17 protein-coding genes and 1 pseudogene are annotated in these 11,736 nt (G+C 67.6%); 12 read left to right on the forward strand and 6 right to left on the reverse strand.

Annotated features, from left to right (window positions below):
* The 12 genes and pseudogenes from tuf to rpsQ form a co-directional block, all read left to right on the forward strand.
* A pseudogene (gene tuf / locus MKL11_RS30940) lies at positions 1-131 on the forward strand (elongation factor Tu); the annotation flags it as partial.
* Positions 132-210: 79 nt separating this feature from the next.
* Entirely contained in the window at positions 211-519 is a 309-nt protein-coding gene (gene rpsJ, locus MKL11_RS30945; protein WP_007569268.1) for a 30S ribosomal protein S10, read from the forward strand.
* A 50-nt stretch (positions 520-569) separates the two neighbouring features.
* Entirely contained in the window at positions 570-1,307 is a 738-nt protein-coding gene (gene rplC / locus MKL11_RS30950; RefSeq protein ID WP_243950841.1) for a 50S ribosomal protein L3, read from the forward strand.
* Positions 1,307-1,927, forward strand: a complete 621-nt coding sequence (rplD, locus tag MKL11_RS30955) for a 50S ribosomal protein L4 (RefSeq protein WP_243950843.1) — start codon at positions 1,307-1,309, stop codon at positions 1,925-1,927. Before rplC ends, rplD begins: the two co-directional genes overlap by 1 nt.
* Positions 1,924-2,220, forward strand: coding sequence for a 50S ribosomal protein L23 (locus tag MKL11_RS30960; RefSeq protein ID WP_243950844.1), 297 nt, complete (start codon positions 1,924-1,926; stop codon positions 2,218-2,220). Before rplD ends, MKL11_RS30960 begins: the two co-directional genes overlap by 4 nt.
* Before the next feature lie 25 nt (positions 2,221-2,245).
* Positions 2,246-3,082, forward strand: coding sequence for a 50S ribosomal protein L2 (gene rplB, locus MKL11_RS30965; RefSeq protein WP_243950846.1), 837 nt, complete (start codon positions 2,246-2,248; stop codon positions 3,080-3,082).
* 5 nt (positions 3,083-3,087) lie between these two features.
* Positions 3,088-3,366, forward strand: coding sequence for a 30S ribosomal protein S19 (gene rpsS / locus MKL11_RS30970; protein ID WP_007569276.1), 279 nt, complete (start codon positions 3,088-3,090; stop codon positions 3,364-3,366).
* Position 3,367: 1 nt separating this feature from the next.
* Positions 3,368-3,754: a 50S ribosomal protein L22 gene (rplV, locus tag MKL11_RS30975; protein WP_007569277.1), complete on the forward strand. Its 387-nt coding sequence runs from the start codon at positions 3,368-3,370 to the stop codon at positions 3,752-3,754.
* Between the two features lie 10 nt (positions 3,755-3,764).
* Entirely contained in the window at positions 3,765-4,511 is a 747-nt protein-coding gene (gene rpsC, locus MKL11_RS30980) for a 30S ribosomal protein S3 (RefSeq protein ID WP_007569278.1), read from the forward strand.
* An 11-nt stretch (positions 4,512-4,522) separates the two neighbouring features.
* Complete coding sequence (gene rplP, locus MKL11_RS30985; protein ID WP_007569280.1) at positions 4,523-4,936, forward strand: 50S ribosomal protein L16; 414 nt, start codon at positions 4,523-4,525, stop codon at positions 4,934-4,936.
* Positions 4,937-4,948: 12 nt separating this feature from the next.
* The gene (gene rpmC, locus MKL11_RS30990; RefSeq protein WP_050732915.1) at positions 4,949-5,164 is read left to right on the forward strand and encodes a 50S ribosomal protein L29; all 216 of its coding nucleotides are present in this window, start codon (positions 4,949-4,951) and stop codon (positions 5,162-5,164) included.
* A 19-nt stretch (positions 5,165-5,183) separates the two neighbouring features.
* Positions 5,184-5,450, forward strand: coding sequence for a 30S ribosomal protein S17 (gene rpsQ, locus MKL11_RS30995; RefSeq protein ID WP_058194327.1), 267 nt, complete (start codon positions 5,184-5,186; stop codon positions 5,448-5,450).
* A gap of 43 nt (positions 5,451-5,493) precedes the next feature.
* On the opposite strand, the gene MKL11_RS31000 is transcribed toward rpsQ, so the two are convergent.
* The 6 genes from MKL11_RS31000 to MKL11_RS31025 form a co-directional block, all read right to left on the reverse strand.
* Positions 5,494-5,775, reverse strand: a complete 282-nt coding sequence (locus MKL11_RS31000) for a type II toxin-antitoxin system RelE/ParE family toxin (RefSeq protein ID WP_243950848.1) — start codon at positions 5,773-5,775, stop codon at positions 5,494-5,496.
* On the reverse strand, positions 5,772-5,996 hold the full coding sequence (locus MKL11_RS31005) for a hypothetical protein (RefSeq protein WP_243950850.1): 225 nt from the start codon (positions 5,994-5,996) through the stop codon (positions 5,772-5,774). The genes MKL11_RS31000 and MKL11_RS31005 overlap by 4 nt, the downstream gene beginning before the upstream one ends.
* 106 nt (positions 5,997-6,102) lie before the next feature.
* Positions 6,103-7,170, reverse strand: coding sequence for a recombinase RecA (gene recA, locus MKL11_RS31010; RefSeq protein WP_378995061.1), 1,068 nt, complete (start codon positions 7,168-7,170; stop codon positions 6,103-6,105).
* 193 nt (positions 7,171-7,363) lie between these two features.
* Positions 7,364-10,096: a cell cycle histidine kinase CckA gene (gene cckA, locus MKL11_RS31015; RefSeq protein ID WP_243950852.1), complete on the reverse strand. Its 2,733-nt coding sequence runs from the start codon at positions 10,094-10,096 to the stop codon at positions 7,364-7,366.
* A 191-nt stretch (positions 10,097-10,287) separates the two neighbouring features.
* Positions 10,288-11,355: a flagellar biosynthesis protein FlhB gene (gene flhB / locus MKL11_RS31020; protein WP_243950854.1), complete on the reverse strand. Its 1,068-nt coding sequence runs from the start codon at positions 11,353-11,355 to the stop codon at positions 10,288-10,290.
* A 32-nt stretch (positions 11,356-11,387) separates the two neighbouring features.
* Positions 11,388-11,736 (reverse strand): flagellar biosynthetic protein FliR (locus MKL11_RS31025; RefSeq protein ID WP_243950856.1); only part of this gene is annotated, 349 nt, incomplete at its 5' end.

Consider the following 11,736-nt stretch of genomic DNA (forward strand, 5'->3'; position numbering starts at 1 on the left):
TGCCGGGCGACAACGTGACCATGGACGTCACGCTGATCGTGCCGGTGGCCATGGAGGAGAAGCTGCGCTTCGCCATCCGCGAGGGCGGCCGCACCGTCGGCGCCGGCGTCGTCGCCGCCATCAACGACTAAGCCAGGACAGCATCCTTAGCAGGGCGCGGCGGGGACAGATCCTCGCACTCCCCGCCGTCCCTCTCAAGGTTTCAGGATTATGAACGGTCAGAACATCCGCATCCGCCTCAAGGCGTTCGATCACCGCATCCTCGATGCGTCGACCAAGGAGATCGTCTCCACGGCCAAGCGCACCGGCGCGACCATCCGGGGTCCGATCCCGCTGCCGACGCATATCGCGAAGTTCACCGTGAACCGCTCGCCGCACATCGACAAGAAGTCGCGCGAGCAGTTCGAGATGCGCACGCACAAGCGCGTGCTCGATATCGTCGATCCGACGCCGCAGACCGTGGACGCGCTGATGAAGCTCGACCTCGCCGCCGGCGTGGACGTGGAGATCAAGCTCTAAGTCCCGCCGGGATTTAGAGCTTACCGTTTCATCGCGCGAGGGAGAGACCTATGCGCTCAGGCGTCATCGCACAGAAGGTCGGCATGACCCGCGTCTTCACAGACGCGGGGGAGCATGTCCCCGTCACAGTGCTTAAGATCGATCAGTGCCAGGTGGTGGCCCACCGCACCGTCGAGAAGAATGGCTACGTCGCCCTCCAGGTCGGCGTCGGCAAGGCCAAGGTCAAGAACGTGTCGGCGGCCGAGCGCGGTCGCTTCGCGGTCGCCAAGGTCGAGCCGAAGAAGAAGATCGCCGAGTTCCGCGTGTCCGAGGACGCGCTGATCCCGGTCGGCGCGGAGATCACCGCGGACCATTTCATCCCGGGTCAGTTCGTCGACGTGACGGGCACGACCACGGGTAAGGGCTTCGCCGGCGGTATCAAGCGCTGGAACTTCGGCGGTCTGCGCGCCACGCACGGCGTGTCGATCTCACATCGTTCGATCGGTTCGACCGGCGGCCGTCAGGACCCGGGCAAGACCTTCAAGAACAAGAAGATGCCGGGTCACCTCGGTGTCGAGCGGGTCACCACCCAGAACCTGCGCGTCGTGCGCACCGATCCCGAGCGCGGCCTGATCCTGGTCGAGGGCGCGGTTCCGGGCGTCGCCGGCGGCTGGATCCAGATCCGCGACGCGGTGAAGCGCAAGCTCCCCGCCGACGTGCCGCTGCCGGGCAAGTTCCGTGAGAACGGCGCTGCCCCCGAGTCCGCCCAGACTGCCCCCGAGGCCCCTGCGGCTGAGGAGACCGCCTGATGAAGCTCGATATCACCACACTCGACGGCGCCGGTGCAGGCTCGGTCGATCTGAACGAGGAGATCTTCGGCCTTGAGCCGCGGGCCGACCTCCTGCAGCGCATGGTCCGCTGGCAGCTCGCCAAGCGTCGCGCCGGCACCCATGCGGTGAAGAACCGCTCGGACGTGAACCGGACCCGCAAGAAGCTGTACAAGCAGAAGGGCACCGGCAACGCCCGTCACGGCGCCGCTTCGGCGCCTCAGTTCCGCGGTGGCGGACGCGCGTTCGGGCCGGTCGTGCGCGACCATAGCCACGACCTTCCCAAGAAGGTCCGTGCGCTCGCCCTGCGCCACGCCCTGTCGGCCAAGGCCAAGGCCTCGACCCTGATCGTCGTCGACGATATCAAGATCGAGGATCACAAGACCAAGGGTCTCATCGAGCGCTTCGGCAAGATGGGTCTCTCGAACGCGCTGATCATCGGCGGTGCCGAGGTCGACGTGAATTTCGGCCGCGCCGCGCGTGCCATCCCGCAGATCGACGTGCTGCCCGTGCAGGGCATCAACGTCTACGACATCCTGCGCCGCAACACGCTCGTCCTGACAAAGGCCGCCGTCGACGCGCTGGAGGAGCGTTTCAAATGAGTGCCGATCCGCGCCACTACGACATCATCGTCTCCCCGGTCATTACCGAGAAGGCGACGAACCTGACCGAGCAGAACAAGGTCGTCTTCCGGGTCGCCCCCAAGGCGACCAAGCCTCAGATCAAGGAAGCGGTCGAGAAGTTGTTCGACGTGAAGGTCACGGCGGTGAACACCCTCGTGACCAAGGGCAAGAAGAAGATTTTCCGCGGTCTCCGCGGGCAGCGCTCCGACGTGAAGAAGGCGATCGTCACCCTGGCCGAGGGCCACACGATCGACGTCACGACCGGGCTCTGAGGACGGGTTTTAGGGATCCAAGCCGATGGCCTTGAAGACATTCAAACCGGTCACGCCGAGCCTGCGCCAGCTCGTGCTCGTCGACCGCCGTGAGCTCTACAAGGGCAAGCCGGTGAAGGCGTTGACGGAGGGCAAGAGCTCCTCCGGCGGCCGTAACAACTTGGGTCGCATCACTGTCCGCTTCCGCGGCGGCGGTCACAAGCGCGTGCTGCGCAACGTGGACTTCAAGCGCCGCGAGCAGCCGGGCGTCGCCGCGACCGTCGAGCGGATCGAGTACGATCCGAACCGCACGGCCTTCATCGCCCTGATCAACTTCCCCGACGGGAAGCAGAGCTACATCATCGCTCCGCAGCGCCTGCAGCCGGGTGACAAGGTGGTGACCGGCGAGAACGTCGACATCAAGCCGGGCAATGCCGGTCCGGTCGGCTCGATGCCGGTGGGCACGATCGTCCACAACGTCGAGCTGAAGATCGGCAAGGGCGGCGCGATCGCCCGCTCGGCCGGGAACTACGCCCAGATCGTCGGGCGCGACCAGGGCTACGTGACGCTGCGCCTCAACTCGGGCGAGCAGCGCCTCGTGCACGGCCAGTGCTTCGCGACCGTCGGTGCGGTGTCGAACCCGGACCACATGAACATCTCGCTCGGCAAGGCCGGGCGCAACCGGTGGCTCGGCAAGCGCCCGCATAACCGTGGCGTGGCCATGAACCCCGTGGATCACCCGCACGGCGGCGGCGAGGGCCGTACCTCGGGCGGCCGCAACCCGGTCACGCCGTGGGGCGTGCCCACCAAGGGGAAGAAGACCCGGTCCAACAAGCGGACCGACGTGTTCATCCTGTCCAGCCGCCACAACCGCAAGAAGTAATCGCTATGGCACGCTCTCTCTGGAAGGGGCCGTTCGTCGACGGCTACCTCTTCAAGAAGGCCGAAGCGGCGCGGGGCTCCTCGCGCTCAGAGGTCATCAAGATCTGGAGCCGCCGCTCCACGATCCTCCCGCAGTTCGTCGGGCTCACCTTCGGTGTGCACAACGGGCAGAAGCACATCCCGGTCTACGTCTCCGAGGAGATGGTGGGGCACAAGTTCGGCGAGTTCTCGCCGACCCGCACCTTCCACGGGCACGCGGCCGACAAGAAGGCGAAGAGGCGCTGAGATGGGCAAGCAAGCCACCCCCCGCGCGCTCCCCGAGAACGAGGCCAAGGCGGTCGCGCGCATGCTGCGCGTCAGCCCGCAGAAGCTCAACCTCGTGGCGCAGATGATCCGCGGCAAGAAGGTCGACACCGCGTTGGCCGACCTGGAGTTCTCGCGCAAGCGCATCTCGACCGAGGTCAAGAAGTGCCTCGAGAGCGCGATCGCGAACGCCGAGAACAATCACGACCTGGATGTCGACGATCTCGTCGTGTCCCAGGCGTTCGTGGGCAAGGCCCTCGTGCTCAAGCGCTTCCATGCCCGCGCCCGCGGCCGTGGCGCGCGCATCCTGAAGCCCTTCTCGAACCTGACCATCGTGGTTCGCGAAGTCCGCCAGGCCGAAGCGGCTTAAGGAGGATCTCATGGGCCAGAAAGTCAATCCGATCGGTCTCCGTCTCGGTATCAACCGGACCTGGGACTCCCGCTGGTTCGCCGGCAAGGGCGAGTACGCCAAGCTGATGCACGAGGACGTCGCGATCCGCGCCGCACTCATGAAGCAGCTGAAGCAGGCCGCCGTCTCGAAGATCGTCATCGAGCGTCCGCACCGGAAGTGCCGGGTCACCATCCACTCGGGTCGTCCGGGCGTGGTGATCGGCAAGAAGGGCGCGGATATCGAGAAGCTGCGCAAGCTCGTCGGCACGATGACCAAGGCCGACGTGACGATCAACATCGTCGAGGTGCGCAAGCCCGAGATCGACGCCACTCTGGTGGCCGACTCGATCGCCCAGCAGCTCGAGCGCCGCGTCGCCTTCCGTCGCGCCATGAAGCGCGCCGTGCAGTCCGCGATGCGTCTCGGTGCCGAGGGCATCCGGATCAACTGCTCGGGCCGCCTCGGCGGCGCCGAGATCGCCCGCCAGGAATGGTATCGCGAGGGCCGGGTCCCGCTGCACACCCTGCGTGCGGACGTGGATTACGGCACCGCCACGGCGTTCACGACCTACGGCACCTGCGGCATCAAGGTGTGGGTGTTCAAGGGCGAGATCCTTGAGCACGACCCGATGGCCCAGGACAAGAAGGCCCAGGAAGAGGGCGGCCGCTCCGGCGGACGCCGTGAGCGCGATGGCGAGGGCGGCCGCGAGCGCGGACGCCGCGAGCGCGAGCACGCGTAAGGTAGGAAGCCATGCTGCAACCGAAAAAGACTCGCTTCCGTAAGCAGTTCAAGGGCCGCATCCACGGTGCGGCCAAGGGCGGCTTCGAGCTGAACTTCGGCCAGTTCGGCCTGAAGGCGGTGGAGCCCGAGCGCGTCACCGCCCGGCAGATCGAGGCGGCCCGCCGCGCGATCACCCGCGAGATGAAGCGCCAGGGCCGCGTCTGGATCCGGGTGTTCCCGGACGTGCCGGTCTCCTCGAAGCCGACCGAAGTCCGCATGGGCTCGGGCAAGGGCGCCCCGGATTACTGGGCCGCTCGGGTCCATCCGGGCCGGATCATGTTCGAGGTTGACGGCGTCGCCGAGGACATCGCCAAGGAGGCCCTGCGCCTCGGCGCCGCCAAGCTCCCGATCCGTACGCGGGTCGTCCAACGCATCGCCGACTGAACGGAGGCTATCGTGAAGTCGACCCAGAGAGTGTCTGATCTGAAGGCGTTGTCGCCGGATCAGCTGAGTGACGAGTTGCTGAACCTCAAGAAGGAGCAGTTCAATCTGCGCTTCCAGGGGGCCACCGGCCAGCTCGAGAACGTCGCCCGCGTCCGCGAGGTCCGTCGCGACATCGCCCGCGTCCGCACCCTGCAGCGTTCGAAGACGCTGCAGGCGTCCAAGAGCTGACAGGGCTTAGGAGAACATTATGCCGAAGCGCGTCCTGCAGGGCACCGTCGTCAGCGACAAGGGCGAGAAGACCATCGTGGTGAAGGTGGAGCGTCGCTTCACGCACCCGGTGATGAAGAAGACCGTGCGCCGCTCGAAGAACTACCATGCCCATGACGAGGCGAATGCCGCCAAGGTCGGGCAGACGGTGTTCATCGAGGAGTGCCGCCCCTTTTCGAAGACCAAGACCTGGAAGCTGGTCGAGGACCAGGCTGCCGCGGTTGCTGAGACCGGCGAAGCCGCCTGAGCCGTCTTCTCTCGACGGCCGCGGAGATGTCTGCGTCCGTCCGTTAGGCCAATCGGTCCTGTGCGGCGTGCCGGAGCGTGATGATTGTCACGATCTCCCGCCGCTCGTCGACCTGATAGTAGATGAGATACGGCAGTCGGGGCACCGCGAAGACGCGCACCCACGGTCGGGCGCGTCGGCCCACGTATGGGTGGCGCCTGAGAAGCTCGGTTGTCTCGCGGATCGAACCCTCGACCTTGTCAGCGGCGCCCGGATTTCGCTCCCGAACATAGTCAGCGATTTCCGTTAGGCGCCGGACCGCACGGCGTGCGTAGACGAGCTTCACGCTTTGAATCGGCTGAAGGCAGCCTCGACCTCCTCGGGCGACGCGATATCTCCGCGTGTGATCTCGTCCAGCCCTTCCAGGACATCCTTCAGATGATTGGGATCAATCTCGCTCGGCGCATCAACCTGCGCCATGTCGAGCATGGCCTGTGCGATGGCATCCTGCGCTTCAGGCGGCATCCGCCGGACTGTCTCGACGGCCTTTTCCAGAAGGTCGGTCACAGCGAGTTGCATCCTCAATGACGAACGGCCCCGGCGAATGCCTCGCCGGGGCCGTTGATTGTCGGCCGCGCGGGATCGCGCGGCAAGGGTTCGAGCTGCGGGCGGCTTAAGCCTCGCCCTCATCGAGGTCGTCCTCGGTCGGCTTGGCGTTCTCCAGGATCTTCTCCGCCACCAGGCCGGAATTCTGGCGGATCGAGGCTTCGATCTTGCCGGCGATCTCGGGGTTGTCGCGCAAAAACCCCTTCGAGTTCTCGCGGCCCTGACCGAGGCGCTGGCTGTTGTACGAGAACCAGGCGCCGGATTTCTCGACGATGCCGGCCTTCACGCCCAGATCGATCAGCTCGCCGACCTTCGACACGCCCTCGCCGAACATGATGTCGAACTCCACCTGCTTGAACGGCGGCGCGACCTTGTTCTTCACGACCTTGACGCGGACCTGGTTGCCGATCGCCTCGTCGCGGTCCTTCAGGGTCGAGATCCGGCGGATGTCGAGGCGCACCGAGGCGTAGAACTTCAGCGCGTTGCCGCCCGTGGTGGTCTCCGGGCTGCCGTACATCACGCCGATCTTCATCCGGATCTGGTTGATGAAGATCACCATGCAGTTCGACCGCGAGATCGAACCGGTGAGCTTGCGCAGGGCCTGGCTCATCAGGCGGGCCTGGAGGCCGGGCTGGCTCTCGCCCATCTCGCCCTCGATCTCGGCCCGCGGGGTCAGCGCGGCGACCGAATCGACCACCAGCACGTCGATGGCGCCGGAGCGCACCAGCGTGTCGGTGATCTCCAGCGCCTGCTCGCCGGTATCGGGCTGCGAGATCAGCAGATCGTCGAGATTCACGCCAAGCTTGCGGGCATAGATCGGGTCGAGGGCGTGCTCGGCATCCACGAAGGCGCAGACGCCGCCCTTCTTCTGGGCCTCGGCGATCGTGTGAAGGGCCAGGGTGGTCTTGCCGGACGATTCGGGCCCGTAGATCTCGACGACCCGGCCCCGGGGCAGGCCGCCGACGCCCAGCGCGATGTCGAGCCCGATCGAGCCGGTCGAGACCGTCTCGACCTCCTGTACCTTGTCGTTCTTGCCGAGCCGCATGATCGAGCCCTTGCCGAAGGCGCGCTCGATCTGGGACAGGGCGGCGTCGATCGCCTTGGACTTATCCTTGTCCTTCTCCGCCGGGGGCATGTCGACCACTTTCAATGCAGGCTGGGCCATCTGGCGGGCTCCTTATGAAGGGGTTGCGCGCCATTCACAACGCGCGTCAACACCGGGTCCGTGTACCTGTTTTGTTCTATTTCGGCAAGGGCGCCGAACACGGGAACGCCGCCCTTTGCGGGCGGCGCGCAGGTTTTCCACCGGGTCCGAGGCCGGCGCGGTGTCAGTCGGCGGCCATGGTCTTCTTCACGGTCTCGACCAGCTGCTTCAGGCTGAAGGGCTTCGGCAGGAAATTGAAGGCCTCGCCCTCGGGCAGGTTCTTGCGGAACGCATCCTCGGCGTAGCCCGAGACGAAGATCACCTTGAGGTCCGGCTGGTGCTTGCGCACCTCGCGCAGCAGGGTCGGCCCGTCCATCTCGGGCATCACCACGTCGGAGACGACGAGATCGATCGGCTGGCTGCCCTCGCGCACGATCGCCAGGGCCTCCAGGCCGGAGGCCGCCTCCAGCACCGTGTAGCCGCGGGCCGAGAGCGCGCGGCTGTTGACGGCCCGGACGGGATCCTCGTCCTCCACCAGCAGGATCGTACCCTGCCCGGTATGGTCGGCCGCGGGCTTGCGCGGGGCCGGCTTCTCCGAGAGCGGGGTCTTCTGGGAGCTAGCTTTGGCGGCTTCGCCTTCGCCGTTCGGCTTGGCCGAGCGCGCGGAGACCGGCGCCGGCATGTCGGCACGCGGCAGGGCCGGATTGGCGGGCGCGGCCTCTTCCGGCTCCGCCACCGGGATGTGGCGCGGCAGGTAGATGCGGAAGGCGGTCCCCTCCCCGATCTTCGACTGCACGTCGATCGTGCCGCCCGATTGCTTGACGATGCCGAACACCGTCGAGAGGCCGAGGCCGGTGCCCTTGCCGATCTCCTTGGTGGTGAAGAACGGCTCGAAGATCTTCTCCATCAGCTCGGGCGGAATGCCCTGGCCGGTATCGCGCACCTCGATCAGCACGTGGTCGCCCGCGGGCGCCCCGCCCCGCCCCTCCACGGCCGCCGAGGGACCCGGATCGGTCACGTTCTCGGTGCGGATCATCAGCTTGCCGCCGTCCGGCATGGCGTCGCGGGCGTTGACCGCGAGGTTCACGATCACCTGCTCGAACTGGTTGACGTCTGCCTTTACCGGCCAGACGTCGCGGCCGTGCTTCAGTTCCAGGGCGACGCGCTCGCCCAGCAGCCGCTTGAGCAGGAGGGTCAGCTCCGAGAGCCCCTCCCCGACATGCATCACCTCCGGGCGCAGAGTCTGGCGGCGGGAGAACGCCAGGAGCTGGCGGACGAGGCCCGCCGCCCGGTTGGCGTTCTGCTTGATCTGCATGATGTCTTGGAAGGCCGGATCGGTCGGCCGGTGGCTCGCCAGCAGCAGGTCCGAATAGCCGATGATCGCCTGCAGGACGTTGTTGAAGTCGTGCGCGATGCCGCCGGCGAGCTGGCCGACCGCGTTCATCTTCTGGGCCTGGGCGACCTGCTGCTCGAGCTGGCGCTGCGCCGTGGTGTCGAGGGCATACAGGATGACCCGCTCGGCCTCGTCCGCCTTCTGGGTCGCGTCGCTGCTGTCGGCCGGGCTGAGCCAGAGCCGCGCCGAGCGCCCGCCCGGGCCGCTGAGCTGGACTTCGATCGGCTCCGGGTCGGACAGACCGCTGGCCGCCCGGGCGAGGCCCGCTTCGACGGAGGCCCGGTCGACCACCGAATCGGCGACGTTGGGCTCGGCACCCTGATTGCCCTCGCCCTCCGGGCCGCCCTCGTCCGCTTGGCGCGGCACGGTCCCAAATAGCCGAGTGAACGAGGTGTTGGCCCGGGCGATCCGACCGGACCGGTCGAGGGTCGCGATGGCGATCGGGGAATTGTTGAGGAAGCGCGCGAGCCGCACCTCGGCCGCGCGCTGCGGCTCGTCGGTCTCGGCCCCGGCCGAGCGGTTGATCACGAAGGTGCGTGAGGAGCCGGGCTTGCCGTCCTTGCCGAACGCCACCCGATGGTACAGCCGGACCGGCAGGGTGTGGCCGTTGCGGCGGCGCAGGTCGAGGTCGAACCGGTCGGTGCGGACCTCCCCGGGCAGGCCGGCGGTGCGGACCAGGACGTCGGCTTCCGGGGCGATCTCGGTGAGGTGGGGGCCGCCGGGGCCGACGCTGGCCAGGTCGTAGCCGAGCCAGGCCGCGAGCGTCGCGTTCATGTAGACGATCGCGCCGGCCGGATCGATCGACAGGAAGCCCGCCGGGGCGTGGTCGAGATAGTCGATCGCGTGCTGGAGCTCCTGGAAGACGTTTTCCTGGCGCTCGCGCTCGGCGGTGATGTCGGCCACCGTCCAGAGCGAGGCGGCCCGGCGCGGACGCGCCAGGGGGCGCACCGAGACCCGGTACCAGCCGAAGCCGCGCTCATGCGCCTGCGGCCCGAGCGGCGGAGACATCCGGATCTCTTCGGTGTGCGCGCGTCCGTCGCGAGACGCCTGCGACAGGCGGTAGACCGCCTCCGAGACCTCCGGCGAGCCGACCAAGATGCGCTCAACCGGCACGAGGTTCGAGAAGGCGTCGCCGCCGGCAACCCGCAGATACGCCTCGTTGGCGTAGATCAGCCGGCCGCCCTCCTCGACCACCAGCGCCCCGTCGGGGGAGGCATCGACGATGCCCTTGGTGATGTCGTCGCGGGTGGCGGTGCCGCTGAGCTGGAGCGCCCCGATGGCGAGCGCGAACAGGAAGAACACCCCGGCCATCGCCAGCAGGGCGAGCAGCCAGACGATCAGCGACTGGGCCTGCTCGTTGGCCACGAAGGACAGGCCGATCGCGGCCCCGACCAGCAGGCCCGCGAGCACGAGCAGCAGCCCGACCCGGCCCGGCTGCTCCGAGCGGTCGATCGCGCCGTTCCCCTGCGAATTCGAGATCTGCGTGCCCGTCGCGGGCGCCGGAGGTCCAGTGACGTCGGCCATCGGCATCATTCCAGAACAATCACCCGGTTAGGCCCGCCGGCCATAGCAGGGCTCGGGCAGCACGGCACCACTCTCGTCGCGCCGTTCGCGTCGCGCCAAGCCTTGACGCAGCCTCGCGAAAAAAGGTGGAGGAAGCGTGGCTTTTCTAGGCTGTGCCATTCGATCGGCGTGCTGAATACCGGCTCTGGCGACTACGCCGCCCTCCGGCGCAGGCGCAGGACGAAGCCGATGACTTCCGCCACCGCCCGGTAATGCTCGGCCGGGATCTCCCGGTCGATCTCCACGGTGGCGTGCAGGGCGCGGGCGAGCGGCGGGTTCTCGATCACCGCGACGCCGTGCTCGGCCGCCACGGTGCGGATCCGCAGGGCCAGGGCGTCGACGCCCTTGGCGACGCAGATCGGCGCCGCCATGCCGGCCTCGTAGCGGAGCGCCACCGCGTAGTGGGTCGGGTTGGTCACCACAACGGTGGCGGTCGGGACGGCCGTCATCATCCGCTTCTTCGCCCGGGCCATGCGGATCTGCTTCATGCGACCCTTGATCTCCGGGTTCCCATCCGCCTCCTTCATCTCCTGCTTCATCTCCTCCTTCGACATGCGGTGGCGCTTACGCCAGCGGAAGCGCGCGTAGAGGGCGTCGCCGAGCGTGATCGCCAGGTGCATGCACAGCATGCCGGCGAGCAGGTGCAGGCTGAGGGACAGGATCGCCGACAGGCATCCGGCCGGATCGAGCCGCGCGAACACCTCCAGGCGGTCGCGGTCGTTCCACAGCAGCACGCCGCCGACGATGCCGACCGCGCCGATCTTGGCCAGCCCCTTGCCGAACTGGAACAGGGCCTCGATCCCCATCAGCCGCTTGATCCCGGCCATCGGCGAGATGCGGTCGAATTTCGGCATCAGGGTTTCGGCGGTGAGGACCAGCGGGTGCTGGAGGAGGCCGGCGGCGAGGCCGGCCGCCGCCGCCATCCCGACCGGCACCGCCACGGCCTCGATCCACAGCCAGAGGCCCCGGGTCGCCGCCTGCTTCATGGCGGTGGCGTCGTCCGGCAGGGTGTGGGCGTTGGCGAGATAGGCCTTGAGGCCCTGCGTCAGGTTCTGAGCGATGGTCGGAGCGGCGATCACCAGGGCCAGCGTGAACGCGCCGAGGATCGCAAAGGTGTTGATCTCCGCGCTGGTGGCGACGTCGCCGCGCTCGATCGCCTGATCGAGCCGCCGCTGGGTCGGCTCCTCGGTCTTGTCTTCCTGCTCCGCGCCCTCGGCCATTTTTTCTGCTCGACCTCAGTGCGTGTGGACGCTCAGCGCCCGACGAACTCGCCGAGATACCGGCCGAGATCGTCCAGAAAAACGCCCATCATGACGCCGAGCGAGCCCATCAGGATCAGCATGCCGATCAGCACAGAGGCCGGGACCGCCAGGAAGAACACCTGCAATTGCGGCATCAGCCGCGACAGCACCCCGAGCCCGAGGTTGAACAGCAGCCCGAAGGCGATGAACGGCCCGGAGATCTGCACTGCCAGGGTGAAGCCCCGGGTGAGCGCCTTCAGCGCCAGCATCAGCGCGTCCGAGAAGGCCGGGACCCCGTCCGGGGGTAGCACCACGTAGCTCTGCGCCAGACCCTCGATGGCGAGGTGGTGCAGGTCGGCG

Source organism: Methylobacterium sp. J-077, from assembly GCF_022829365.1.
GTDB lineage: Bacteria > Pseudomonadota > Alphaproteobacteria > Rhizobiales > Beijerinckiaceae > Methylobacterium.

Bases quoted from the DNA above. Each gene is read 5' to 3' on its own strand.
- rpsJ (WP_007569268.1), top strand. From the start codon at position 211: ATGAACGGTCAGAACATCCGCATCCGCCTCAAGGCGTTCGATCACCGC.
- rplC (WP_243950841.1), top strand. From the start codon at position 570: ATGCGCTCAGGCGTCATCGCACAGAAGGTCGGCATGACCCGCGTCTTC.
- rplD (WP_243950843.1), top strand. From the start codon at position 1,307: ATGAAGCTCGATATCACCACACTCGACGGCGCCGGTGCAGGCTCGGTC.
- MKL11_RS30960 (WP_243950844.1), top strand. From the start codon at position 1,924: ATGAGTGCCGATCCGCGCCACTACGACATCATCGTCTCCCCGGTCATT.
- rplB (WP_243950846.1), top strand. From the start codon at position 2,246: ATGGCCTTGAAGACATTCAAACCGGTCACGCCGAGCCTGCGCCAGCTC.
- rpsS (WP_007569276.1), top strand. From the start codon at position 3,088: ATGGCACGCTCTCTCTGGAAGGGGCCGTTCGTCGACGGCTACCTCTTC.
- rplV (WP_007569277.1), top strand. From the start codon at position 3,368: ATGGGCAAGCAAGCCACCCCCCGCGCGCTCCCCGAGAACGAGGCCAAG.
- rpsC (WP_007569278.1), top strand. From the start codon at position 3,765: ATGGGCCAGAAAGTCAATCCGATCGGTCTCCGTCTCGGTATCAACCGG.
- rplP (WP_007569280.1), top strand. From the start codon at position 4,523: ATGCTGCAACCGAAAAAGACTCGCTTCCGTAAGCAGTTCAAGGGCCGC.
- rpsQ (WP_058194327.1), top strand. From the start codon at position 5,184: ATGCCGAAGCGCGTCCTGCAGGGCACCGTCGTCAGCGACAAGGGCGAG.
- recA (WP_378995061.1), bottom strand. From the start codon at position 7,170: ATGCCCCCGGCGGAGAAGGACAAGGATAAGTCCAAGGCGATCGACGCC.
- cckA (WP_243950852.1), bottom strand. From the start codon at position 10,096: ATGGCCGACGTCACTGGACCTCCGGCGCCCGCGACGGGCACGCAGATC.
- flhB (WP_243950854.1), bottom strand. From the start codon at position 11,355: ATGGCCGAGGGCGCGGAGCAGGAAGACAAGACCGAGGAGCCGACCCAG.